Genomic DNA, 24,295 nt, shown 5'->3' with positions numbered 1-24,295 from the left:
TTGTTAACACACGTGTGTTAACAAGGGGCCCCTCCTTACAAATAGCTGAACGGACGAGTCGTGCGGGGCAGCGCTCCTCGATCTTGGTCGCTACGGTGTCGTCTGCTCGTCCATCCCTCGGAAGGAACCCCCGTGTCAGAGCCGGTCGCCCCGCACCCCGCCGCGCCGCCCGAGGACGCGCCGCGCCCCGTCGACCCGCCCGCCGACCGGGAGGCCGGGCAGCCTGCGGGGCCGCCGCCGCAGCGACCGGCGACGGAGCCGGTAGCGCAGCCAGCGACGGAACCGGCAGCGGCGCAGGGCAAGGGTGACGCCGCACAGTCCGAGGAGCAGCCGGAGAAGGAGCCGAGCGACGCGGAGCAGCCGGAGGCGAAGCGGTCTGCCGCCCGCAAGGTGCTCGGCGTGGTCGCAGCCCTGCTCGCCATCGGGGTGGTGGCGGCGCTGAAGTTCGGCCTCGGCGGTGCTGTGGCCGCCGCGTTCGACTCCGACGGGACCGCGAAGGCGAAGGCCGGCGACTGCCTCGCCGAGCTGCCGGACGTGGCCGAGGGGGAGCGCAAGGACGCCCGTGGCGCGCAGGTGGTGGCCTGCACGTCGACCGAGGCGGTGTACACGGTGGTCGGTCGCCTCGACGGCCAGACCGAGGGGCAGGCGCGTACGGGCGAGGCGTGCGAGCCGTTCCTCCAGCCCGGGCAGGCCGGCTACTTCTTCTACAACATCAAGCCGGGCAGCACCGGCTACCTGCTCTGCCTCACCAGGAAGGCAGCCTGACCGGGCCGGCACGGCGGGCCGGGCCCGGACCCGAACGGGCCCGGCATGACCGGTGGTCGGACAGAGGTCGGCATACCAGGAGTCACCAGCAGCCGAACAGGAGGTGAATGCCACTGTCTCGGCGTCTTCCAACAGCGGGACAGGGCGTGGCAGGCTACCGGCACGTAGGAACACCCTGCGACCAGCCAACGATGACTGACCGCGAGGAGGACGGGCCAATGGGCGAGATGGTGAGCTTCGCCAGCAACGGGGGGACGAGCGAGGGGTATCTCGCGATACCCTCCGGCGGTGCGGCCAACCCGGCGGTCATCGTCATCCAGGAGTGGTGGGGGCTCGTACCCCACATCCGGTCGGTGGCGGACCGCTTCGCCGAGGCCGGCTTCGTGGCGCTCGCCCCGGACTTCTACCACGGCGAGTCGACCGGTGAGCCGGACGAGGCCCGGCGGCTGCTGATGGGCCTGCGGATGGACGAGGCGGCGAAGGACATCGCCGGCTCGGCGGAATACCTGGCGGCGCGGCCCGAGGTGGCGGGCAAGGTCGGCTGCGTCGGCTTCTGCGCCGGAGGCAGCCTGGCCCTGTGGTCGGCGACGCTGTCCGAGCGGATCGTCGCCACCGCCGGTTTCTACCCGATGCTGCCATGGGAGAAGATGCGCCCCGAGTGGGCCGACTACGCGGGCAAGTCGGCGATCATCCACTGCTCCGAAGAGGACGGCACCTCGGCCGCACCGGGCGTGCGGACCGCCCGGTCCGCGATCGAGGCGGCCGGCGGTAGCTGCGTCCTCTACGACTACCCGGGCAGCCGGCACGCGTTCTTCAACGACGACCGGCCGGAGGCGTTCGACCAGCGCGCCTCGGCCAGCGCCTGGGCTCGCACCCTCGAACTGTTCCGGGCGAAGCTTGGTTGAGGCCCGTATCCCCGACGAGGTGGTCGCCCGCGCCGCGCGGGCGACCGACCTGGTCGACCTCGACGGCGCGGTCAGCGACTGCTTCGCCTGCCCGCGCCTGGTCGCCTGGCGGGAGGAGGTCGCCCGGACGAAGCGGGCCGCCTTCCGCGACCAGGCGTACTGGGGGCGGCCGGTGCCCGGCTTCGGCACCTCCGACGCCCGGATCGGCATTCTCGGCCTGGCCCCGGCCGCGCACGGCGGCAACCGCACCGGGCGCATCTTCACCGGCGACCGCTCCGGCGACGTGCTCTTCGCCGCCCTGCACCGCGCCGGCCTGGCCAACCAGCCGACGAGCGTCGCCGCCGACGACGGCCTCGCGCTGCGCGCCCTGCGGATCTTCGCCGCCGTGCGCTGCGCGCCGCCGGACAACAAGCCCACCCCGGTTGAGCGGGACACCTGCGCCCCGTGGCTGCACCGCGAGGTCGCGCTGATCCGGCCCACCCTGCGCGTCGTGGTCGCGCTGGGCGCGTTCGCGTGGGCCGCGTGGTGGCCGGCGCTCCGCGAGGTGTACGGCGTCCGCCCGCCCAGCCCGCGACCGGCGTTCGGCCATGGGGCACACTGGTCCGGCATGGCCGCACCGGCGCTGCTGGGGTGTTACCACGTCAGTCAGCAGAACACCTTCACCGGGCGGCTGACACCGGGAATGCTGGACGACGTGTTCGCCCGGGCGAAGCAGCTGGCCGGAGTGGACTGACGGGCGTGGGGCGGTGGCGATGGACCTCAGCGTGCTGCGCAGGTGGTGGCCGGTCGTCGCGGTGATGGCCCTGCTCGCCGCCGCCGCGCTGGCCGCCGGCCACTCGTCGCTCGGCGCGAGCCGCATCCCGCCCGCCGTCGACAACATCCCGTACGTGCCGGAGTACCCGTCGGCGCAGCCGTCGCCGTCGATTCCGGTCGAGCCGCGCGACGCCGGGGAGGCCACCCGCGCGCACATCCCAGAGTGGCTGGGCACCGTCGTGGTGGCCCTGCTCGGCCTGGCGATCGCCGTGGCCCTCGGCTACCTGGCCTGGACGCTGATCCGGGGGGCGGCCCGCCGTACCACCCGGGCGCTGCCGGCCGACCGGGCCCGGCGTACCGCCGAGGGCACCGCCCGCGAGGTGGTGGCCGCGCTCGACGCCGGCCTGGTCGAGCTGGACGACGCCGACGTGGACCCGCGCACCGCCGTGATCGCCTGCTGGGTGCGCCTGGAGGAGGCCGCCGACGCGGCCGGGGTGGCGCGGCTGACCGGCGACACCCCCACCGACCTGGTCACCCGCCTGCTGCGCGGCGACCCGGACGCGGGGGTGCCGGCGATCGTCAGCGCCGACGTGCTGGCCGAGTTCGCCCACGTCTACCGGGAGGCCCGGTACGCCACCCGCCCGGTCGACGAGCGCACCCGCGACCAGGCCCGGGCCGCGCTGCGCCGGCTGCGCGGCGAGCTGACGGCCGTCGCGGCCGGCGGGGGGCCGGAATGAGCACCAGCATCGACGACCTGCTCGGCTTCGAGGAGGAGCAGCCGGCGCAGGAGGGGGCCGCCCGGGGCGGCCGGGTCGGCGGCGCGCTGAGGACCCTCGCGGTGGCCGGGGCGCTGACCGCCGTGGTGGTGGCCGGGCTGCGTACGGTCGGGCTCCAGCTCTCGCTGTGGGTGGTCGTCGCCGGGGTCCTCGCCCTGCTCGCCGTCCGCCGGGTCACCGCCGCGCTCGCCCCGCCGCCCCCGCCCCGGTCCGGCGCCCGGATCGCTGCCGGCGAGGAGGACGGCCACTACCACTGGGCCGCCCGGGACGCGCTGCGCGCCGCGATCAACGGCTGGGAACGGCCGCTGGACTGGTCGGCGGGCAACCCGCGGCGGTTCGCCGAGCGGATCCTGCCCCGACTCGGCGAGCTGGCCGACGAGCGGCTGCGCCAGCGGCACGGCCTGACCCGTGAGTCCGACCCGGTCCGCGCCCGGGCCCTGATGGGCGACCGGCTCTCGGCGTTCCTCGACACCCCGCTCCGCCGCACCCCGTCGCCGCGCGACCTCGCGGTGATCGTCGCCGAACTGGAGAGAATCTGATGAAGGACGTGGACCGGACCGTGCCCGCCGCCGAGGTCGGCCGCTTGGCCCGGGCGGTGCTGGACGCGGTCGGCTCGGTCGTGGTCGGCAAGCGGGACGCCCTGGAGCTGGTCCTCGCCGGCATCCTGGCCGGCGGCCACGTGCTGCTGGAGGATCTGCCCGGCCTGGGTAAGACGCTGACCGCCCGCTCCTTCGCCCAGGCCCTCGGGCTGGACTTCCGCCGTCTCCAGTTCACCCCCGACCTGCTTCCCGCCGACGTCACCGGCTCCTTCCTGTACGACCAGCGCACCGGCGACTTCTCCTTCCGCGCCGGCCCGGTCTTCACCAATCTGCTGCTCGCCGACGAGATCAACCGGACGCCGCCGAAGACCCAGTCGGCGCTGCTGGAGGCGATGCAGGAGAAGCAGGTCTCGGTGGAGGGCGTCACGTACCGGCTGGACGAGCCGTTCCACGTCCTGGCCACCGCCAACCCGATCGAGTACGAGGGAACCTACCCGCTGCCGGAGGCGCAGCTCGACCGTTTCCTGCTGCGGGTGTCGTTCGGCTACCCGGAGCGGGAGGAGGAGTGGGAGGTACTGCGCCGGCGGATGGGCCGCCGCCGCGAGGAGGCCGACATCGCCCCGGTCGTCGACGCCGCCACCCTGCGGGCCATGCAGGCCGCGCTGGAGGACGTGGTGGTGGAGGACTCCATCGGCCGGTACATCGTGGCGCTCACGGCGGCCACCCGGGAGCATCCGTCGGTGCTGGTCGGGGCGTCGCCGCGCGGCTCGCTGGCGCTGCTGCTGCTGGCCCGCGCCCGGGCGGTCTTCGCCGGCCGGGACTACGTGGTGCCCGAGGACGTCAAGGAGGTGGCCGCGCCGGCCCTGGCGCACCGGATCACGCTGCGCCCGGAGATGTGGCTGCGCCGCGTCGACCCGTCCTTCGTGGTCGGTGAGGTGCTCGACCAGACCCCGGCCCCGGCCAGCGGCGCGCTCCCGAGCTACGCCGCCGGCCGGCCGGGGCGCTGACGGCCGTGCCCACCCCCGAGGGGCAGCAGGTGGCGGGCTGGGTGCCCACCTGGGCGCTGGGCCGGGCGGTGCTGCTCGCCGGCCTGCTGCTGATCGCCGGGGTGCTGCTCGGCCGGGTCGACCTGGTCGTGCTGGCCGTGCCGTTCGCGCTCGGCACCGCGTACGCGCTGCGCCGCCGGCCCACGGCGGGCCCGCAGCTGTGGATCACCGCCGACGAGGGGCACCTCGTCGAGGGCGGGAAGTTCGGCGGCACGGTCACCGTCGGCAACCCGGACACGGTCGGCTACGACGTGGCGGTGGTCCGCACCCGCGTCTCACCGTGGCTGCTGGTGGAACGGGCCGGCGTCGGCGGAGCCCGGGTGGACCTGTCCCGCAGCGGCGTGGACCGGCCCTTCGTCACCGTCGTCGACACCGGCACTGCGGTCGACCTGGAGCTGGCCGGGAAGGCCCGGCGCTGGGGCCGGCACCCGATCGGCCCGGCCGGCGCGCGGGTCGCCGCCGCCGGGGGCCTGCTGGTTTCCCGGGCGGCGATCACCGAGCCGGTCCGGTTCCGGGTGTACCCGAGGACGGAGCCGTTCGAGGCGGTGGAGGCGATGCCCCGGGCCGCCGGCCTGGTCGGCGCGCACCACTCCCGCCGCCCCGGCGAGGGCGGAGAGCTGGCCGGGGTGCGGGTCTTCGGCCCCGGCGACCGGCTGCGCCGCGTCGACTGGCGGGTGTCGCTGCGGGCCCGGCAGCTACACGTGGCCGCCACGCTGTCGGACCGGGACGCCGAGGTGGTCGTCCTGCTCGACGTGCTCGCCGAGGCCGGCCGCTCCGGTGGCGTCGGCGGGCCCGCGTCGGTGCTGGACACCACTGTCCGGGCCGCCGCCGCGATCAGCGAGCACTACCTGCACCGGGGCGACCGGGTGGCGATGCTGGAGTACGGGCCGGCGGCCCGCCGGCTGCGCCCCGCCACCGGCCGCCGGCAGTACCTGACGCTTCTGGAGTGGCTGCTCGACGTGCGCGCCGAGTCGTCACCGCACGAGCCGTACGACCAGGTCTTCGGCCCGCAGATCCTCTCCTCGGACGCGCTGGTGGTGGTGCTCACCCCGCTGCTGGACGAGCGGTCCGCCCAGATGCTGGCCCGGATGGCCCGGTCCGGGCGGTTCGTGGTGGCGGTGGACACGCTCCCGGCCGACCTGCCGCCGCCGGGCCGGCATGGCTGGTCCGAGGTGGCCTTCCGGCTGTGGCGGCTGGACCGGGACACCATGATCGGCCAGCTCCGCGAGCACGGCGTGCCGGTGGTCGGCTGGGCCGGGGCGGGCAGCCTCGACCAGGTCCTGCGCGACGTGGCCCGGCTCGCCACCGCCCCGAGGGTGGGCGGCCGGTGAGCGGGGGAGCACAGCCGACGAGCGAACAGGGGCGGAACCGGTGAACCCGGTCGAGGCGGTGACCGAGCGCGCCCGGGCGGTGCGCGCGGTGGTGAACCGGGTCAGCGCGGCCCCGCTGCTGGTGCGCGCCGGGGTCTTCGGCACGGCGCTGGCGGGCCTGCTGCTGGCGTACCCGGTGCAGGTCCTCACCGGCCGCCCGCTGGCCGGCCTCGCGCTGGTGGCGCTGCTGCCGGCGGTCGGGCCGCGCCGGATCTGGCCGACGTTCGCCGCCCTGGTCACCGCAGGCGGCTGGCTGCTGGCCACCGAGGGGTACGGCCGCCCGGTCGCGCTCTGGCGGCTGCTCGCCGTGGCGGCGGCCCTGTACCTGGCCCACTCGCTGGCCGCGCTCGCGGCGCTGCTGCCGTACGACGCGGTGGTGGACCCGGAGCTGATCGTGCGCTGGCTCACCCGGGCTGGCGGGGTGCTGCTCGGCTCGGCGGTGCTGGGGGTGCTCCTCGTCCGGGTCGCCGACGTAGGCCCGGACCGGGGCCACCTCGCCGTGACGGTCGCCGGGTTGCTGGTGGCGGTCGTGTTGAGCGCGTTGCTGGGGTGGCTGCTGCGGCGCAGATGACGGAACGCGGGCGCACGTTGTGCAGGTCACAGGTGTTGTGCTCCGTCACAAAGGGGGGTCTCGAAAGGGGTTAGCCGAGCCGGCGGGGGAAAGATGGTAGGCGTGAATCCGAAGCGGATCCTTGTCGTCGGTGCCGGGCACGTCGGTCTCTATGCCGCTCTTCGTCTGTCGAAGAAGCTCTCCTCGCGGGAGGCGGAGGTCGTCGTCGTCGACCCGCAGCCGCACATGACGTACCAGCCGTTCCTTCCGGAGGCGGCGGCCGGCAACATCTCCCCCCGGCACTCCGTGGTGCCGCTGCGGCGGGAGTTGCGGCGGTGCAAGGTGGTGGCCGGCACGGTCATCCGGATCGAGCACGACCGCAAGGTGGCCACGGTGCAGCCGATCAGCGGCCCGACCCGGGAGATCCCCTACGACCACGTCGTGGTGGCCCCCGGTTCGGTCTCCCGGACGCTGCCGATCCCGGGCCTGCACGAGCACGGCATCGGGTTCAAGACCATCGGCGAGGCCATCTACCTGCGCAACCACGTGCTGGACCGGCTCGACGTGGCGGCGGCCACGCCGGATCCGGAGGTGCGCCGCAGCGCCCTGACGTTCACCTTCGTCGGCGGCGGGTACGCGGGCATCGAGGCGCTGGCCGAGATGGAGGACATGGCCCGCGACGCGCTGCGGTACTACCCGGAGCTCGAGCCGGAGGACATGCGCTGGGTGCTGGTGGAGGCGACCCAGCGGGTGCTGCCCGAGGTCGACCGGGACATGGGCGCCTACACGGTGCAGCAGCTACTCAAGCGGAACATGGACATCCGGCTGGACACGCGCCTGGAGTCCTGCCTCGACGGGGTGGTGAAGCTCTCCGACGGCGACAGCTTCCGCTCCGACACGATCGTCTGGACGGCCGGCGTCAAGCCGTCGCCGATGCTGGACGCCACCGACTTCCCGCGCGACGAGCGTCGCCGCGTCACCTGCCTGCCGACCCTCCAGGTCGTCGACGGCGACCGGCTGGTCGAGGGCGCGTGGAGCGCCGGTGACTGCGCGGCGGTGCCGGACCTGACCAAGGAGGCGGGCAATTTCTGCTCGCCGAGCGCCCAGCACGCGGTGCGCCAGGCCGCCCGGATGGCCGACAACATCGCGAACGTGATCCGCGGTCGGCAGCCGGTCGACTACAAGCACAAGCACGTGGGCAGCGTCGCCAGCCTCGGCCTGCACAAGGGCGTCGCCCAGGTCTACGGCATCAAGATGACCGGCTGGCCGGCGTGGTTCATGCACCGGACGTATCACATGTCCCGGATTCCGTCGTTCAACCGTAAGGTCCGGGTCGTAGTGGACTGGTCGCTGGCGTTCTTCCTCAAGCGCGAGGTGGTCGCGCTCGGTCAGCTCCACGACCCGCGCGAGGAGTTCGCCGAGGCATCCCAACCCCGCACCTGAGGTGTAAAAGACACGTCGTCCTGCCGAACGTCGGTCGCCGCGGTGGTCCACCACGGCGGCGCGGGCACCACGACGGCCGCCGCGCAGGCCGGCACGCCGCAGGTCATGATCCCTGAGGTGTACGACCAGCACTACCTCGCGCGACGAGTCGACGAACCCGGCGCTCACACGAACCCGTCGAACCCAGCGTGGTTTCGTTGGTCGCGGGCTCATGATGATGTCGGCGGCCACCGCGCGCGACGGCAGTTCCGGCACGGAAAGCAGGCCGGGCGCGGCGCATGGGCGGGGCAGGCGTCAGGTGCGCCAGATCCAGGCGTCGGCGATCCGCTCGCCCGGGCCGTAGAGCTGGTCCAGGGTGGCGCGCAGGTCGTCCTCGTGGCGGGTGCCAGCGGCCAGCGCGAAGCAGGACGCGCCCCAGCGGGCGGCGTCCCGGGCGGCCTGCCGCCGTTCGGCGTCGCCGACGGCCGGCCGGCCGCCCCGCTTCGCCACGTCGGTGAGCAGGGCCGACGTGGGGCGCTTCCAGGTGCCCATGGCGGCGGTGCCGTCCTTGCCGTACGGGCCGATGAAGAAGCCCTCGGGCAGGCCGAACTCCGCGTCGGCCGCCGTGGCCCACCGCATCGGCCACGGCTCCTTCGGTGTGGGCAGCGGCACCGGCACCAGCACCCCGCCGGGGCGGACGCACTCCCGCCAGTGGCCGGCGGTGACGAACTCCGGCAGCGACGGCCGCTCGGCGGTGGGCAGCGGGACCGGCAGGATCGGCAGCAGCGCGACCCCGACCGCCGCCGGGACCAGCCGGCGGGCCCGCCCGGTGCCCCGCAGCGCCCGGTCCACGGCCAGCACCAGCATCGTGGCGGCCAGTGGCAGCACGGCCAGGGCGAACCGCATCGGCAGCGCCCCGTCCACCACGGGCAGACCACCGAGCAGGGCGTACGGCCCGGGGAGGCTGGTCCGGTCGCCGGCGACGACCACGTCCGGGCCGAGCGACAACGCGCCCATGACCAGCGCACCGGCCGCGCAGGCGAGCACCAGCGGGCGGCGGCCCAGCCAGATCGCGCAGCCGGCGGCGACCACGAGCAGGGGCCAGCCGAGGAAGGTGTTGTACTCGGCGGGGCCGGTGGTCAGCCGGGCCGCGTCGTCGCCGCCGGCCACCGACAGCGGGGAGAGGGTCCACCAGCTGCTCATATCGGCCGAGAAGTAGTGCGGGCTGAACATCCCGTCGGCGACGCCCTGCGGGCCGGCGAACTGGAACCACAACGGGTACCCCAGCACGAGCAGGGCCAGTCCGGCGGCGACCAGGATCCCACCGGCGAAGCCGGGCAGCGCCCGCCGCAGCAGCGCCCGGTCGGCCAGCGCGTATGTGACGGCCATCACCAGCAGCGTCAGCGCGCAGAGGAAGAGCACCTCCTCGCCGACGAAGACCTGGATGCTGACCACGGCGGCGAGGCCGACGGCGGAGGTGAGCATGCGGCGCCGGTCCGGCCCTACCCGCCCGGATCCGGCGTCGCCGGTGCCTTCGCCGCGGCGGTCCTCGCCGCGGCGTGACTGGAGACGGTCGGCGTCGGAAGAGCCGCCGCGGCCCAGCGGGTCGGCCGCGCGCAGCAGCCGGACCACCAGCCAGACGATCACCGGGACCAGCCACTGGGCGGTCATGTGCAGGTGGCTGTTGGTCTGCGAGACCATCCCCGGCCCGAAGCCGCACAGCCCGGCGCCGAGCGCGGCGGCCAGCCGGCGGGCCCCCAGGACGCGGGTGAAGAGCAGGTGCCAGGCGAGGGCGGTGCCGGCCAGGTTGAGGCCGGCGAGCACGGCGAAGGTGACCGGAGCGCCGAACAGCAGGGTGACCGGGGCGAAGAGCACCCCGAGCGCGATGACCGTGGTGTTGGCCATCAAGTTCACCCCGTCCGGGGCGTTGAGCCGGTCGGTGAGCAGACCGAAGTCGCCGAGCAGGGCGCGCGAGTCGACGGCCAGGAACCACTCGTAGAGGGCCTGGTCCTCCGGGTTGAGCGCCAGCACCCGGCCGGACGGGTCCGGCCAGAGCCCGTGGGTGAGCCAACCCGCGAGGGCCGTGAACAGCAGCCCGACCAGCAAATCGCCCCGGTGTCGGGCGGCGGCGCCCCGGAACCGGACCCACCGGCCCGCGGCCGGTGCCGGGACGTCGGGACGGAGTGCCTGGGCGGGGGCGGCGTCGGGGACCGTTCGGGCTGCGCTGCTCACGGGTCGACCCTAGTGCGGGAGCGCCGGCGGGGTACGCCGGGTCGTCGCGGACCAGCTACGGTGACACTGCACCGGCGCGTGGCGATGCGCGGGGCCGCCCTGCCCGGGTGGTGGAACGGCAGACACGGCCGCCTTAAAAGCGGCTGCCGCAAGGCGTGCGGGTTCGACCCCCGCCCCGGGCACCGTGCCTCTCAGCTTCTTCACAGCTCCTCCGTCGCTCGTTGATCTCCACGGCGTCGAGCGGTGCGTCTACCCTGGAAGGGCACGTTCACGTGCGACGACCCCCTGAGGGAGGCCTGACAGTGAAGACTTCGAACCCGGTGCTCGCCCGACTCGGCCAGGCGGCCGAGCGGGAACGGGCCACCGGGTACGCCCCGACCGGGCCCTACGGGCAGCCCGGCTATCCGCAGCAGTACCCGGGCGCGACCGGCTTCCCGGCCGCGCCGCCCACCGTGACGCCGATGTCGATCGACGACGTGGTGGTCAAGACCGTCATGTTGCTGGGCATCCTCGGCGCGTCCGCCGCAGCGGCCTGGGTGCTCGTCCCGGACGCGCTGCTCGGCGTCGCCTGGATCGGCGCGGCGGTCGTGGGCCTGGTCCTCGGCCTGATCATCTCGTTCTCCCGGATGGCGAACCCGGCGCTGGTCATCGCGTACGCCGTCGTCGAGGGCGTCTTCGTCGGCATGGTGAGCAAGGCGTTCAACTCGCTCTACGACGGCATCGTGCTCCAGGCCGTGGTGGCCAGCTTCGGCGTGTTCTTCCTGATGGCCATGCTCTACAAGGCGCGGGTCATCCGGGCGACCCCGAAGTTCGTCCGCGGCATGGTCGCGGCGATGGTCGGCCTGTTCGCGGTGATGATGATCAACCTCGTGCTGGCGCTCTTCGGCGTCAACACCGGCCTGCGCGACGGCAGCCCGCTGGCGATCGGCTTCAGCCTCGTCTGCATCGTGGTCGCGTCGCTGAGCTTCGTGCTCAGCTTCGCGGAGGTCGAGCAGGGCGTCCGGATGGGCCTGCCCCAGCGCTACTCCTGGACGGCCGCGTTCGGCATCCTGGTCAGCCTGGTCTGGCTCTACATCGAGATCCTGCGCCTGCTGAGCTACTTCCAGGGCGACGACTGACCGTCGTCCCCGACGGTGCCCGCCCCGCGATCTGCGGCGGCGGGCGCCGTCGTCTCCGGGCCGGGCGACCCGCCGGCTACCTGCGCCGCTGACGTTGGCCGGCACGAGCCGGTGCCGGGGCGGCCCGGGCGGCGTCCGTAGACTCGGCGTGGTGAGCGCAGTGGAACTGGGCCGGGCGGTGGAGCTGCTGGTCCGTCAGGTCGGGCACTGGCAGCAGCCGCGCTGGGCGGCGAGCGCCGGGGGCGGCAACGTGTCCCGGGCCGACCTGGTGCACCGGCTGGCGCAGGAGATCGCGAACCTTGCCGCCGACGCCGAGGGGCAGCCCCGCCGGGCGGTGCCCCGGCTCGACAACGACCTCGTCCTGCCTGACCAGCTCAGGGTGGTCGCCGCCGACCTGCTGGCGGCGGCCCCGCCCGCCGGGGCGCTGGCCCGGGCCGCCGCCGCGGTGACGGCGACCCGATCCGCGCTCTGACCGCCGCGCTCCGCGGGGTGGTCGGCCTGCCGGCACCGGGCCGGGGTGCCGGTTGTACGTCGCCCCGGCCAGCCGGGCCTCAGCTCAGGCGTTCCAGGACCATGGCCATGCCCTGGCCGCCGCCGACGCACATGGTCTCCAGGCCGATGCTCTTGTCGTGCCACTGCAGGGCGTTGAGCAGGGTGCCGGTGATCCGGGCGCCGGTCATGCCGAACGGATGGCCGACGGCGATCGCCCCGCCCATCACGTTCAGCTTCTCCTCGCCGACGCCGAGCTGCCGGTAGGAGGGGATCACCTGGGCGGCGAACGCCTCGTTGATCTCGACCAGGTCGATGTCGTCGATGGTCATCCCGGCCCGGCGGAGGGCCTGCTTCGACGCCTCGACCGGCCCGAGGCCCATGATTTCGGGGGAGAGGGCGGTCACGCCGGTGGAGACGATCCGGGCCAGCGGGGTGAGGCCGAGGTCGCGTGCCCGCTGGGCGCTCATGATCACCACAGCCGCCGCGCCGTCGTTGAGCGGGCAGCAGTTGCCGGCGGTGATCCGGCCGTCCGGGCGGAACACGGGCTTGAGCCCGGCCACGCCCTCCAGGGTCACCCCGGGGCGGGGGCCGTCGTCGGTGCTGACCACGGTGCCGTCGGGCGTGGTGACCGGGGTGATCTCCCGGGCCCAGAAGCCGTCGACGATCGCTTTCTCGGCCAGGTTCTGGCTGCGTACGCCGAAGGCATCCATGTCCGCGCGGCTCACGTCGTACGCCTGGGCCAGGTTCTCCGCGGTCTGCCCCATGGTCAGGTAGATGTCGGGCAGTTCCCCGGCGGCGCGGGGGTCGGTCCAGACCTCCGCGCCGCCCTGGGCCCGCCGCGTCGAGCGGTCCCGCGCGGCGGCGAAGCGCGGGTTCTGCCAGTCGCCGCCGACCAGCGCCTGGGCCTCCGGCGGCAGCGCGTCGGAGTTGCCGCGCGCGTACCGGGAGACGGTCTCCACGCCGGCGGAGACGAACACGTCGCCCTCGCCGGCCCGGATCGCGTGCATCGCCATCCGGGTGGTCTGGAGCGAGGAGGCGCAGTAGCGGGTGAGGGTGGCACCGGGCAGGCCGTCGAGACCCATCAGGGTGGCGACCACCCGGGCCATGTTGAAGCCCTGCTCGCCGCCGGGCAGGCCGCACCCGAGGTACAGATCGTCGATCTCGGTGGGATCGAGCTGGGGGATCTTGTCCAGGGCGGCCTGGACGATGGTGGCGGCGAGGTCGTCGGGGCGGACGTCGCGCAGGGAACCCTTGTGCGCCCGACCGATGGGGGAGCGGGCGGTGGCGACGATGACGGCGTCGCGGGACGACTCAGTCGGCATGAGGCAACGTTAACTCGCCGGTAACTTGGCGGGAAGTGGAGCGCCCGGCGGGGAATGTCACCCCGGCCTCGGGTAGGCGGCGCCCGGGGCCGGTGGGCGACGTTCAGTGGCGGGAGGCGACGTTCGCGGCGGCGGCGACGGCCGGGAGCAGGGCGTGCGCCCAGATCCGGTACCCGTCGGCGGACGGGTGGAAGCCGTCGTGGCAGAACGTGCCGGCGTCGGCCCGGAACACGGGGCCGGTCTCGGTGCCCAGGTCGACCACCGTGCCGCCCGCGTCGAGCACGGCGGTGGTCTGCGCGCGGGCGATCCGCCGGCCGGACCAGCCGACCACCTGCCGCAGCGGCGGCGCGATCGCGCGGGCCGCGCCGAGATCCGGGCAGGTGCCGACGACCACCTCGACGTTCGCCTCACGCAGCCGCCGCACGGCCGAGCCGAGGTACGCCCCGGCCTCGGCCGGACTGCGCAGCGCGGTGGCGTCGTTGGTGCCGATCAGGATCACCGCCACGTCGGGGCGCGGGCCGAGCAGTGCCCGGGCCACCTGGGTGGCCAGGTCGGTGGAGCGGGAGCCGGAGACCCCGACGCTGGACAGGTACACCCGGCGACCGGAAGGCCCCTCGGCGAGCAGGTCCGCCAGCTGCCCGCCGACGGTGTCGCTGAGCCGGGCCACCCCCACCCCGAGCGCGGACGAGTCGCCGAGCAGGACCAGTCGCAGCGGCGGCGCCCCGGCCCGGCCGATCGTGGCGCGCAGGGCCAGGCCCAGCTCCGGCTGGGCGTACGGGCGGTTACGGGCCAGGAACGCCTCACCGGCCAGGACGGCCGCGCCGCCGATCGTCCCGGCGATCAGGGACATCGCCGCCACTCTGCCCAGCCGGACGGCGATCTCCGCGCCGAGGCCCCGGTCACCACCGCCGCGCCTGCCGCTGTGCTCGGTCATGGCCGTTCCTCCAGTGTGGGTGAGTCGGCGGCCGGGCCGATCTGCGGCACCGCGCCGACACCGAAGAACGCCCGCCGGCGCAGTTGCGCCCACCGCCCGCCGGGCCCGCGGTCGCGGCCCCGCACCTGGGTGGCACTGACCTCCGTGCCGGCGTGCCGGGCCGCCTCCTGGGCGGCCTCCGGCAGCGACCGTACGCCCTCGCCACGGGCGAGACCAGGGGGACGCTCCTGCACCCCGCCCAGCGCGGAGAGCACCGTCGGCAGCAGCGCGGCGGCGGCCATCGCGTACCCCTCTGCGGAGGGGTGGAACCTGTCCCAGGCGAACATCCGGGTCGGCTCGGCGACGAACCGGGGGCCCAGCAGGTCGCCGAGGGAGACCGTCCAGCCGCCCGCCTCGACCACCGCCACCGTCTGGGCGGCGGCGAGCTGCCGGCTCCACCGCCGGGCCAGCCAGCGCAGCGGCGGTTGGATGGGTTGGATGGCCCCGAGGTCGGGGCAGGTGCCGACCACCACCTCGCAGCCGGCCCCGCGCAGCGCGCGGACCGCGTCGACCAGATAGCGCACCGCCAGGACCGGCGGGGTGCGGTTGGTGACGTCGTTGCCGCCGATCAGGATCACCGCGACGTCCGGCGTAACCTCCAGCGCAGCCTCCACCTGCGGCTTCAGCCCCGACGAGATGGCACCCACCACGGCGAACCGGCGCAACCGGACCGGCCGGTGCAGCCGGCGGGACAGCCCGGTGGCCAGCAGCGAGCCGGGCGTCTCCCGGCGGCGGTGCACGCCGTACCCGGCGGCGGAGGAGTCGCCGAGGACGACCATGGTCAGCGGCCGACCGGGAAGCTTCGCGCCGTAGACGCCGTCGCAGCGGGGCGGGGGCGCCTCGGCCATCGGGATGGTGCGCCGGGCCTGCCGGGCCTGGCCGAGCAGGACGCCCGTGGTCGCCGCGACGGCCGCGGCGGTGGCGCCCGTGCCGATCGCCGCGAGGCGGGCGACCCGTCCCGCGTGCTGCCAGCGCGGACCGGGCTGCCAGCGCGGACCGGGCTGCTCGCGCGGACCGGCCGGTGCGACGGAACCAGCGACCCCCATACGTCGACATTATCGCGCCGGTACGACACGCCGCTGTCGTCGTACTGCCCGGTTCGTGGCTGGGATCCGACGGTTGCGGGTACCACTTGCGTCGACACCGCACGCTGTCAGTCGGAGAGGAGCGTGGAGATGGGGAAGACACTGAAGCGCGGCACGGCGTTCGCGGCGCTGGCCCGGGCGCTGACCGCCGGGGCACGGGGCGGCCCGTCGCTGGGGGCCCGGCTGGCGGCCCTGCCCCGGATGATCCGGGCAACGATCCGGGGCGAGTACGACGGCGGCCTCCGGTTGGCCCTGATGACTGCGGCGACGGCGTACGTCGTCTCGCCCATCGATCTGCTTCCGGAGATCCCGCTGGCGGTCTTCGGCCTGGCCGACGATGCCGTGATGGTGACCTGGCTGGCCGGGGCGGTGCTCTCGGAGAGCGAGCGGTTCCTGGAGTGGGAGGTCCGTCGCGCCTCCGTCATCCCAGGTCATGTGGTGCCCTGACGGGACGTACCCTGGGCGTCGAATCAACATCTGCCCGGCCGCCGACGCCGGTGCCGCAACGAAGGGCACAACGAGGTGCAGTACTACGACAACGTCGTCGAGATGATCGGCAACACCCCGCTGGTACGGCTGCGCAACGTGACCGAGGGCATCCGGGCCACCGTGCTGGCGAAGGTGGAGTACCTCAACCCGGGCGGCTCGGTGAAGGACCGCATCGCGCTGCGCATGGTCGAGGACGCCGAGGCAGCAGGCATCCTGCGGCCGGGTGGCACCATCGTCGAGCCGACCAGCGGCAACACCGGCGTCGGCCTGGCCCTGGTGGCCCAGCTCAAGGGCTACCGGTGCGTGTTCGTCTGCCCGGACAAGGTCAGCCAGGACAAGCAGGACGTGCTGCGGGCGTACGGGGCCGAGGTGGTGGTCTGCCCGACCGCCGTCGCGCCGGAGGACCCCCGCTCCTACTACAACGTCTCCGACCGGCTGGCCCGGGAGATCCCCGGCGCGTGGAAGCCCGACCAGTACAGCAACCCGGCCAACCCGCGCTCGCACTACGAGACCACCGGCCCGGAGCTGTGGAAGCAGACCGGCGGCGAGCTGACCCACTTCGTGGCCGGGGTGGGCACCGGCGGCACCATCTCCGGCATCGGGCGGTACCTCAAGGAGGCCTCCGGCGGGCGGGTGAAGATCGTCGGGGCGGATCCGGAGGGTTCGGTCTATTCCGGCGGCACCGGCCGGCCGTACCTGGTAGAGGGGGTCGGCGAAGACTTCTGGCCCACCACCTACGACCGGGGCATCGCCGACCAGATCGTGGAGGTCTCCGACAAGGCGTCGTTCGAGATGACCCGGCGGCTGGCCCGCGAGGAGGGGCTGCTGGTCGGCGGTTCCTGCGGGATGGCCGTGGTCGCCGCCCTGGAGGTGGCCCGCGCCGCCGGCCCGGACGACGTGGTCGTGGTGCTGCTGCCGGACAGCGGCAAGGGGTACCTGTCGAAGATCTTCAACGACGCGTGGATGGCCCGGTACGGCTTCCTCGACAACTCCGGCACCGAGCCGACCGTGGCCGACGCGCTGACGGGCAAGCCCGGCGGGCTGCCCGAGCTGGTGCACGTGCACCCGACCGAGACGGTCCGCGACGCCATCGACTACATGCGCGAGTACGGCGTCTCGCAGCTTCCGGTGCTCAAGGCCGAGCCGCCCGTGGTCACCGGCGAGGTGGCCGGCTCGGTCGCCGAGAAGGACCTGCTCGACGCCCTGTTCACCGGCCAGGCACACCTGCACGACACGATCGAGCGGCACACCGCGGACCCGCTGCCGATGATCGGCGGCGGCCAGCCGGTGAGCGAGGCGGTCGCCCTGCTGGAGAAGTCCGACGCGGCGCTGGTGCTGGTCGACGGCAAGCCCAAGGGCGTGCTCACCCGGCAGGACCTGCTCGCCCATCTCGGCGCCCGCTGACGCCCGGAGCGGCTACCGACGTCCCAGGGACCACCGACGTCCCAGGAACCACCGACGTTTGAGAGACCACCGACGTTTGAGGGGCCACTGGCGCCCGGGGCGGCTACCGACGACGCCCCGGGTCGCCAGTAGCCGGGGCGTTGGTGCCGGCAACGGCGTGGGCGGGCGCCGACGTGAGAGTGGACGGGGGCCGACGTGAGAAGGGAACCCTTCTCTACCGTATGCGTCAACAGGGGCCCCTCCTTACACGTCACGGGCGTAGCGGAGCTGGGGGGCGCGGGTTGCGCCGATCCGCTCCTCCCGGCGCTCGCCGGTGGGCAGCCAGCCGCCCCGCTCGTAGAACCGCCGGGCCGCGACGTTGTGCTCCAGCACCCACAGCACCCCCCGGGCCCAGCCCCGGCCCCGCATGGTGGCCAGCGCGTCGCGCATCAGCGCCCGGCCGGTGCCCCGGCCCCGCTCGCCGGGGTCGAGGTGGATGGCGTTGAGCAGCCCCGTCGCCGGGTCGCCCGCGTCGTCCGGGCCGACGTAGCTGAAGCCGATCAGCTGGCCGTCCCGCTCGGCGACGGTCATCAGGTGGTCGTCGCGCTCCCAGGTCCACCGCTCGACCCAGTACCACCCCATCGCCTCCGGCGTCGGATCGGCGAGGGCCTCCGCCGGCAGGAACGAGAAGTACGCCGCCACCCGGGACCGCTGGTGCAGCGCCCCCACCGGGCGCAGGTCGTCGACGGTGGCGTGGCGCAGGATGACCGTCACCTGGCCGAGGCTACCCGCCGGGGCGGGACCGGCACGGTGGTCAGGTCCTCGGCGACGACCAGCTCACCGGCGAAGTGCTCCCGGGCCTCGTCGGCGAAGCGCCCGGCGTCGCCGTAGCGCTGGGAGAAGTGGGTGAGCACCAACGTGCGTACCCCCGACTCGGTCGCCACCCGCGCGGCCTGACCGGCCGTGAGATGCCCGACCTCGGCGGCGAGCGCCGCCTCGGACGCCAGGAACGTCGACTCGATGACCAGCAGATCGGCGTCCTCGGCGAGGGCGTACACGTTGTCGCAGAGCCCGGTGTCCATCACGAACGCGAACCGCTGCCCGGGACGGGCCACGCTCACCTCGTCGCGGGTGACGCGACGCCCGCCAAGGTCGAGGTGGCCGGCGCGCAGCAGCTCACCGACGGCCGGCCCGGCGATCCCGTGCGCGGCCAGCCGCTCCGGCAGCATCCGGCAGCCGTCCGGCTCGACCAGCCGGTAGCCGTACGTCTCGATCGGGTGCCGCAGCCGGCGGGCCTCCAGCGTGCCGCCGCCGCGCAGGGCGACCCGCTGCCCGTCGACGGTGATGGGCCCGACGGCGAGCTCGGCGGTCTCGTGGAAGGAGCTGGCGTGCCGCAGCCGGGCGAAGTAGTCGGCCCCGCCGGCCGGGAAGTGCACCGCCACCGGGTGCGGGACCCGGTCCAGGGAGAGCCGCTGAACGATGCCGGGCAGCCCAAGGCAGTGGTCGCCGTGGAAGTGGGTGACGCAGATCCGGGTCAGGTCGGTGGCGGTGACGCCGGTGTGCAGGAGCTGCCGCTGGCTACCCTCGCCCGGGTCGAAGAGGATCACCTCGTCGTCCCAGCGCAGCACGTACCCGTTGTGGTTGCGCGCCCGGGTCGGGGCCTGGCTGGCCGTCCCGAGCACCATCAGCTCACGCATGGACACGGCATTTCTCCGGCGGGTATGAAGCGACCCCCGGGGCTTCCGTGCTCGCGCACGGGCCGACTGGACTTGGCCGGCACCCCGGGGGTCGGGTGGCTGTCGTGGTTTCGCCGCACCGCTGCCACACGGTCTCGACGATCGTGCACCCGCCTCGCGGCGGGCAGGTTCTCACTGTCGAGGACAGCGGCTAGCGGACAGCCACCTCACGAGTCCGATTGCTATACAAGTCTGGACCACCTCCTTTCCCGTGTACCGCCACGCTATCCACTTCCCCGGGGCGTCGGCAACGAATTTTGGCCAACGGCTCGGCAGCCCTCGGCCGGCGCTGCCGGAGCGATCAGCCAGCGCTGCCGGAGCGATCAGCCAGCGCTGCCGAGGCAGTCAGTCTGCGATGCCGATCGGGCCCTCGCGCGGGCCCTCCTCGCTGGCCGGCTGCACCGCCAGCGACGGGAAGTCGGCCAGGTCGCCCTCCGGCTCGGCGTCCCACTCGGGGAACACCAGGTCGCTCTGGAGGTAGAGGCAGAGCAGTTGGGTGAGGTGGCCCAGCCCGTCGAGGTGGGTGCGCTCGTGGCCGTGGGTGGCGTCCACCCCGAAGCCGAGCAGCGCCACCCGGGCGTGCGCGCCCGCCTCCACCGCCGCCGCCACGTCCGAGCGGTAGTAGTCGAAGACGTCCCGGACCAGGTCCACCCCGTGCTCCCGGGCGATCGAGGCGAGGTTGCGGGTGAGGTGGTAGTCGAACGGTCCCACCCCGTCGCCCATCGCCAGGGTGGCCGCGTGCTCCCGGGACTGCTGCCCGGGGGCGACCACCGCGGCGTCCACGGAGACGATCTCGGCGACGTCCGGGTCGAGGCCGTGACTCGCCCCGTGCCCGATCTCCTCGGTGACGGTGACCAGCAGGTGGGCCGTCACCGCCGGAGTGACCCCCGCGTCGACCATCGCCTTGAACGCGGTGAGCACGGCCGCCACCCCGGCCTTGTCGTCCAGGTGCCGCGACTTGACGTACCCGCTGGGGGTGACCGTGGGGTTGGGCAGGAACGCCACGAAGTCCCCGGCGTCGATGCCGAGCGCCCGCAGACCGGCCTCGTCGTCGACGGGCTCGTCGACCCGGACCTCGACCTGCTCCCAGCCGACCCCCTGGAGGTCGACATCCTCGTTGTAGCGGTGCCCGCTGGCCTTGAGCGGCAGGACCTGGCCGGTGATCACCCGATCCAGGTCGTCGGTGAAGATCCGCACGTGCGCGCCCTCGGCGAACCGGGCGCTGTGCGTGCCGATCTGCTTCAGCTCCAGCCGGCCGTTCTCCTTGAGCCGCTTCACCATGCCGCCGATGGTGTCGGTGTGCACCACGATCGCCCGGTCCGCCCCGGTCTCCCGAGGCCCCGGCAGGCAGGCGCTGAGCGCGCCGCGCCGGGTCAGTGTCGAGGAGATCCCGAGTGCGGAGAGGCGCTCGCCCACGTACTGCTGCACGTGGTCGGTGCGCCCGGACGGGCTCGGGATCTCCACCAGCTCCACCAGCACCTGGCGCAGATAGTCCAGGTCGATCCTCAGCGGGACGGGTTTGCGTGCGGTCATGCCTGAGAGCTTGCCGCACCCGCCGGGGACCAGAGGCGTTGCGGTGCCCGCGTGCCGGGAAAGAGGAGGTCGACGAAGCGCTCGGCGGTCGGCTGCGGCTCGTGGTTGGCCAGGCCGGGCCGCTCGTTCGCCTCGATGAACACGTGCTCCGGCCGGCTCGGGTCGCCGACCAGCAGGTCCAGCCCGGTGACCGGAATGTCCAGCGCCCGGCTGGCCGCCACGCACGCCTCGGCGATCTCCGGGTGCAGCTCGCCGGTAACGTCGTGGATCGTCCCGCCGGTGTGCAGGTTCGCGGTCCGGCGCACGGCCAGCACCGCCCCCTCGGGGAGCACGTCGCGCAGCCCGTACCCGGCCTCGGCGAGCACGTCCCGGGTCATGTCGTCGACCGGGATCCGGGACTCGCCCCCGGTGGCGGCGGCCCGGCGGCGGCTCTGCCGCTCAATCAGCTCGGCGATGTCGTGCACCCCGTCGCCGGTGATCTGGGCGGGCCGGCGGACGGCGGCGGCGACCACCTCGTGGTCGATGACGATCACCCGCAGGTCCTCGCCGTCGCGCATCTGTTCGATCAGCACGTCCGGGCAGAAGCCCCGGGCCAGCGCGACCGCGGCGGTCAGCGCCCGCGGCGTGCGTACCCCGACGGTGATGCCGTTGCCCTGCTCTCCGCGCGCCGGCTTCACCACCACCCGGCCCACCTCGGCCAAGAACGCGGCGTCGGCGTCGGCGGCGTCGGCGGTCGCGGTCCGGCCGGCCGGCACCGACAGGCCCGCCTCGGTGAGGATGCGCCGGGTGACCCGCTTGTCGTCGCACCGGCTCATCGCCACCGCCGAGGTCAGCTCGGACAGCGACTCCCGGGTGACGATCGTCCGGCCGCCGTTGCTCAGCCGCAGCTCGCCCCACCCCGGATCGGTGACCTCCACCCGGATGCCCCGGCGCATCGCCTCGTCGGCGACGATCTTCGCGTACGGGTTGAGCCGGTGGTACCCCTTCGGGGCGGCGGGCAGGAACAGCCGCTGGTTGATCGGGTTCTTCCGCTTCACGCAGAGCGTGGCGGTGCGGTAGAAGCCGAGCCGCTCGTACAGCCGGATCGCCCCGGTGTTCTCGGCCAGCACCGACAGGTCGACGAACGCCCGGCCGCGTGCGGTGAGCCGGGCGGCCAGGTCGGTGAGCAGGGCCTGGCCGGTGCCCGGCGGCGCGGTGTTGGAATCCACGGTGAGACACCACAGGCTGGCCCCGTTGTCCGGGTCGGCGAAGATCGCGACGTGGTCCACGCCGGTGATCGTGCCGACCACGTCCCCGGTGGCGTCCTCGGCGACCAGGTGCAGGAACCGGTCGGTGCGGGCGTTGTCGACCAGCACGTCGACCGGGGCGGTGACCATGCCGTTACGGGCATAGATCCGGTTCACCGCGTCCGCGTCGTCGGCGTCGCGCAGCGTCCGGATCCGCAGCCCGGGCGGCCCGTCGCGCTCCCCGCCGGCCCGCCGCGCGGGCAGCCGCAGCCGGTACGTCAGCGACGGATCGATGAACAGCTCGTCGGGCAGCCGGGACACCAGCACGTGCGGGTCCCGCAGGTAGATGCAGATGTCCCGGGCGCCGGCCGCCTCCGAGCGCAGCACCGCCGCCACGGCGGCCTGCTCGGTGAACGTCTGGCCGAAGACCAGCCGCCCCCAGCCGCAGTCGAGCACCATGCCGTCGCCCGGTGCCGGCCGTTCCCGCTCGGTCTCCGCGTCCGTTGGGGCCTGGGCGGGCACCATCGGGTCACCGCCCGGCCCCACCCGCTCGCGGCGGCGGCCCAGCACCCGTTCCCGGTCGGTGCGCGCCGTACCGGTCGCCAGGGTGTCGCTCACGGTCAGTCGATTCCGTGGCTCTGGAGCCACATTTCCAGGAGTCCCAGCTGCCACAGCTTGTTTCCGTTCAACGGGGTGAGTTCGGCGTTCGGGTCGGCCAGCAGCGCGTCGACGTACTCGGTGCGGAACAGGTTGCGGCGGCGGGCCGCCGGCGCGTGCAGCGCGTCGCGTACCCGGTCGAGGAGCTTGCCCTCGAGGTGGGTGAGGCCCGGCACGGGGAAGTAGCCCTTCGGCCGGTCGATGACCTGGTGCGGCAGGACCCGGCGGCCGATCTCCTTCAGCACGCCCTTGCCGCCCTGGGCCAGTTTCAGCTCCGGCGGGCAGGTCGCGGCGAGCTCCACGAACTCGTGGTCGAGGAACGGCACCCGGGCCTCCAGCCCGTGCGCCATGGTCATGTTGTCGACCCGCTTCACCGGGTCGTCGGTCAGCATGATCTGGGTGTCGATGCGCAGGCCGGCGTCGACGGCGGTGTGCGCGCCGGGCCGGGCCAGGTGGGCGGCCACGAACTCCCGCGCCGCATCGCCGTCGGCCAGCCACGCCGGGTCGAGGACCCGGGCCAGGCCGGCCGCGTTTCGGTCGAAGAAGGCCCTCGCGTACGTCTCGACGGCCCGCTCCCGGTCGACGCCGGCCAGCGGCGGGTACCAGTGGTAGCCGCCCAGGATCTCGTCCGCGCCCTGGCCGGACTGGACCACCTTGACGTGCTTCGACACCTCCTGGCTGAGCAGCCAGAACGCCACGCAGTCGTGGCTGACCATCGGCTCGCTCATCGCCGCCACCGCCGCCTCCAGCGGGGGCAGCAGGTCCCGGGCGGCCACCCGGATCTGGTGGTGGTCGGTGTCGAACGTCTTCGCCACCAGGTCGGAGTAGACGAACTCGTCGCCGGACCGGCCGCCGACGGCGTCGAAGCCGATGGAGAACGTGGACAGGCCGCGCTGCCCCTGCTCGGCGAGCAGGGCGACGACCAGGCTGGAGTCCAGCCCGCCGGAGAGCAGCACGCCGACCGGGACGTCGGCGACCATCCGGCGGCGCACCGCCGTGGTCAGCGACTCCAGCAGGGCGTCCTCCCAGTCGCGGGCGGACCAGCCGGACCGCTCCTCGCGCCGGGTGAACGCCGGGTCCCAGTAGACCCGCTCGCGGCAGGTGCCGTCCGCCTCGTACACCCGGACGGTGGCCGGCGGGAGCTTGGCGACCCCGCGCAGGATGGTGCGCGGCGGCGGCACGATGCTGTGGAAGCTCAGGTAGTGGGCCAGCGCCACCGGGTCGATGGCGGTGTCGATCCCGCCGCCGGCCAGCAGCGCCGGCAGTGTGCTGGCGAAGCGCACCACCCCCGGCGTCTCGGCCACGTACAGCGGCTTGACGCCGAGCCGGTCGCGGGCCAGCACGAGGCGGCCGGTGTCCCGCTCGCTGATCGCCACGGCGAACATCCCGACCAGGTGGTCCACGAAGTCGAGCCCCCACTCGGCGTACGCCTTGACGACCACCTCGCTGTCGCCGGAGGAAAAGAAGCTGTGCCCCCGGGCCTGAAGCTCCTCGCGCAGCTCCCGGTAGTTGTAGACGCAGCCGTTGAAGACCCCGGTCAGCCCTGACGCCGGGTCGACCAACGGTTGCCCGCTGGCCGCCGACAGGTCGATGATCTTCAGCCGGCGGTGGCCGAGCGCGGTCGCCCCCTGGGACCACACGCCGCTGTCGTCCGGGCCCCGGTCGCTCATCGTGGCCGCCATGCGTTCCACCGCCGCGACATCGGCCCGCGAGCCGTCACGGCGGAACTCCCCAGCCAGTCCGCACATGCCAGGCAATGCTGCCAGAGGTGGTCGCGGTTCGCCTGCTGAGACGATGTCGGCCGGGTTACGTGCTTGCTAAAATGCGCGCCTGCCCGTCCCGGACACGCCGCCGCCGTGGGCGTTTGTGCCCGGCAGGCTGCTCGCCTTGCCCGTTCGGCCGGGTGTGAGAAAGCCCGCACCG

22 protein-coding genes, 1 tRNA gene and 1 pseudogene are annotated in these 24,295 nt (G+C 74.0%); 15 read left to right on the top strand and 9 right to left on the bottom strand.

The features are described 5' to 3' along the window. Positions 1–132 precede the first annotated feature (132 nt). The 10 genes and pseudogenes from E1258_RS34380 to E1258_RS35680 form a co-directional block, all read left to right on the top strand. Entirely contained in the window at positions 133–765 is a 633-nt protein-coding gene (locus E1258_RS34380; protein ID WP_165949640.1) for a hypothetical protein, read from the top strand. Between the two features lie 218 nt (positions 766–983). Continuing rightward, the gene (locus E1258_RS04965) at positions 984–1,670 is read left to right on the top strand and encodes a dienelactone hydrolase family protein (protein WP_132397244.1); all 687 of its coding nucleotides are present in this window, start codon (positions 984–986) and stop codon (positions 1,668–1,670) included. Between the two features lie 19 nt (positions 1,671–1,689). After that, entirely contained in the window at positions 1,690–2,403 is a 714-nt protein-coding gene (locus tag E1258_RS04960; RefSeq protein ID WP_132397242.1) for a uracil-DNA glycosylase, read from the top strand. A 19-nt stretch (positions 2,404–2,422) separates the two neighbouring features. Next, positions 2,423–3,160 carry a DUF4129 domain-containing protein gene (locus E1258_RS04955; protein WP_132397235.1) on the top strand — a complete coding sequence of 246 codons (738 nt, stop codon included), beginning with the start codon at positions 2,423–2,425 and terminating at the stop codon, positions 3,158–3,160. After that, positions 3,157–3,738 carry a hypothetical protein gene (locus tag E1258_RS04950; RefSeq protein WP_132397233.1) on the top strand — a complete coding sequence of 194 codons (582 nt, stop codon included), beginning with the start codon at positions 3,157–3,159 and terminating at the stop codon, positions 3,736–3,738. The genes E1258_RS04955 and E1258_RS04950 overlap by 4 nt, the downstream gene beginning before the upstream one ends. Next, positions 3,738–4,745 carry a MoxR family ATPase gene (locus E1258_RS04945; protein WP_132397231.1) on the top strand — a complete coding sequence of 336 codons (1,008 nt, stop codon included), beginning with the start codon at positions 3,738–3,740 and terminating at the stop codon, positions 4,743–4,745. Before E1258_RS04950 ends, E1258_RS04945 begins: the two co-directional genes overlap by 1 nt. Further along, on the top strand, positions 4,742–6,115 hold the full coding sequence (locus tag E1258_RS04940) for a DUF58 domain-containing protein (RefSeq protein WP_132397228.1): 1,374 nt from the start codon (positions 4,742–4,744) through the stop codon (positions 6,113–6,115). The genes E1258_RS04945 and E1258_RS04940 overlap by 4 nt, the downstream gene beginning before the upstream one ends. Positions 6,116–6,155: 40 nt before the next feature. After that, positions 6,156–6,725: a hypothetical protein gene (locus E1258_RS04935; protein WP_132397226.1), complete on the top strand. Its 570-nt coding sequence runs from the start codon at positions 6,156–6,158 to the stop codon at positions 6,723–6,725. Between the two features lie 102 nt (positions 6,726–6,827). Continuing rightward, positions 6,828–8,147: an NAD(P)/FAD-dependent oxidoreductase gene (locus tag E1258_RS04930; protein WP_036374291.1), complete on the top strand. Its 1,320-nt coding sequence runs from the start codon at positions 6,828–6,830 to the stop codon at positions 8,145–8,147. A 42-nt stretch (positions 8,148–8,189) separates the two neighbouring features. Continuing rightward, positions 8,190–8,309: pseudogene (locus tag E1258_RS35680) on the top strand (nucleotide disphospho-sugar-binding domain-containing protein); the annotation flags it as partial. Positions 8,310–8,441: 132 nt separating this feature from the next. Here the strand turns inward: E1258_RS35680 and E1258_RS04920 are convergent. Then, entirely contained in the window at positions 8,442–10,358 is a 1,917-nt protein-coding gene (locus tag E1258_RS04920) for a hypothetical protein (RefSeq protein ID WP_132397224.1), read from the bottom strand. Positions 10,359–10,459: 101 nt separating this feature from the next. Here E1258_RS04920 and E1258_RS04915 point away from each other — a divergent pair. The 3 genes from E1258_RS04915 to E1258_RS04905 all read left to right on the top strand — a co-directional run bounded on the left by E1258_RS04915 (position 10,460) and on the right by E1258_RS04905 (position 11,948). After that, positions 10,460–10,540: transfer RNA gene (locus tag E1258_RS04915), tRNA-Leu, on the top strand. 120 nt (positions 10,541–10,660) lie between these two features. Next, on the top strand, positions 10,661–11,476 hold the full coding sequence (locus E1258_RS04910) for a Bax inhibitor-1/YccA family protein (protein WP_132397222.1): 816 nt from the start codon (positions 10,661–10,663) through the stop codon (positions 11,474–11,476). A 151-nt stretch (positions 11,477–11,627) separates the two neighbouring features. Continuing rightward, a complete protein-coding gene (locus tag E1258_RS04905; RefSeq protein WP_132397220.1) occupies positions 11,628–11,948 on the top strand; it encodes a hypothetical protein in 321 nt (106 codons plus the stop codon). Positions 11,949–12,027: 79 nt separating this feature from the next. On the opposite strand, the gene E1258_RS04900 is transcribed toward E1258_RS04905, so the two are convergent. The 3 genes from E1258_RS04900 to E1258_RS04890 all read right to left on the bottom strand — a co-directional run bounded on the left by E1258_RS04900 (position 12,028) and on the right by E1258_RS04890 (position 15,309). After that, positions 12,028–13,290 (bottom strand): acetyl-CoA C-acetyltransferase, encoded by a 1,263-nt coding sequence (locus E1258_RS04900; RefSeq protein ID WP_132397218.1) that lies wholly within the window; start codon positions 13,288–13,290, stop codon positions 12,028–12,030. Between the two features lie 103 nt (positions 13,291–13,393). Continuing rightward, complete coding sequence (locus tag E1258_RS04895) at positions 13,394–14,140, bottom strand: SGNH/GDSL hydrolase family protein (protein WP_132397240.1); 747 nt, start codon at positions 14,138–14,140, stop codon at positions 13,394–13,396. An 80-nt stretch (positions 14,141–14,220) separates the two neighbouring features. Further along, entirely contained in the window at positions 14,221–15,309 is a 1,089-nt protein-coding gene (locus E1258_RS04890; protein ID WP_132397216.1) for an SGNH/GDSL hydrolase family protein, read from the bottom strand. 129 nt (positions 15,310–15,438) lie between these two features. On the opposite strand from E1258_RS04890, the gene E1258_RS04885 reads away from it, so the two are divergent. Further along, positions 15,439–15,795, top strand: coding sequence for a YkvA family protein (locus E1258_RS04885; protein ID WP_132397214.1), 357 nt, complete (start codon positions 15,439–15,441; stop codon positions 15,793–15,795). A 75-nt stretch (positions 15,796–15,870) separates the two neighbouring features. Then, positions 15,871–17,241 (top strand): cystathionine beta-synthase, encoded by a 1,371-nt coding sequence (locus E1258_RS04880; protein WP_132397212.1) that lies wholly within the window; start codon positions 15,871–15,873, stop codon positions 17,239–17,241. A gap of 243 nt (positions 17,242–17,484) precedes the next feature. On the opposite strand, the gene E1258_RS04875 is transcribed toward E1258_RS04880, so the two are convergent. The 5 genes from E1258_RS04875 to E1258_RS04855 form a co-directional block, all read right to left on the bottom strand. Next, positions 17,485–17,994 carry a GNAT family N-acetyltransferase gene (locus E1258_RS04875; RefSeq protein WP_132397210.1) on the bottom strand — a complete coding sequence of 170 codons (510 nt, stop codon included), beginning with the start codon at positions 17,992–17,994 and terminating at the stop codon, positions 17,485–17,487. Beyond that, positions 17,991–18,923, bottom strand: coding sequence for a ribonuclease Z (locus E1258_RS04870; RefSeq protein WP_132397208.1), 933 nt, complete (start codon positions 18,921–18,923; stop codon positions 17,991–17,993). Before E1258_RS04870 ends, E1258_RS04875 begins: the two co-directional genes overlap by 4 nt. Positions 18,924–19,301: 378 nt before the next feature. Next, positions 19,302–20,489, bottom strand: a complete 1,188-nt coding sequence (locus E1258_RS04865) for an osmoprotectant NAGGN system M42 family peptidase (RefSeq protein ID WP_132397206.1) — start codon at positions 20,487–20,489, stop codon at positions 19,302–19,304. Further along, a complete protein-coding gene (gene ngg / locus E1258_RS04860) occupies positions 20,486–22,333 on the bottom strand; it encodes an N-acetylglutaminylglutamine synthetase (protein ID WP_132397204.1) in 1,848 nt (615 codons plus the stop codon). Before ngg ends, E1258_RS04865 begins: the two co-directional genes overlap by 4 nt. A gap of 2 nt (positions 22,334–22,335) precedes the next feature. Then, positions 22,336–24,120: an N-acetylglutaminylglutamine amidotransferase gene (locus E1258_RS04855; protein ID WP_132397202.1), complete on the bottom strand. Its 1,785-nt coding sequence runs from the start codon at positions 24,118–24,120 to the stop codon at positions 22,336–22,338. Positions 24,121–24,295 lie beyond the last annotated feature (175 nt).

Origin of the sequence: Micromonospora sp. KC207 (assembly GCF_004348615.1) — a bacterium.
Classification (GTDB): Bacteria; Actinomycetota; Actinomycetes; order Mycobacteriales; family Micromonosporaceae; genus Micromonospora.
The sequence above is the reverse complement of the archived record's forward strand: the minus strand, read 5'-3'. Positions and strand labels throughout refer to the sequence as shown.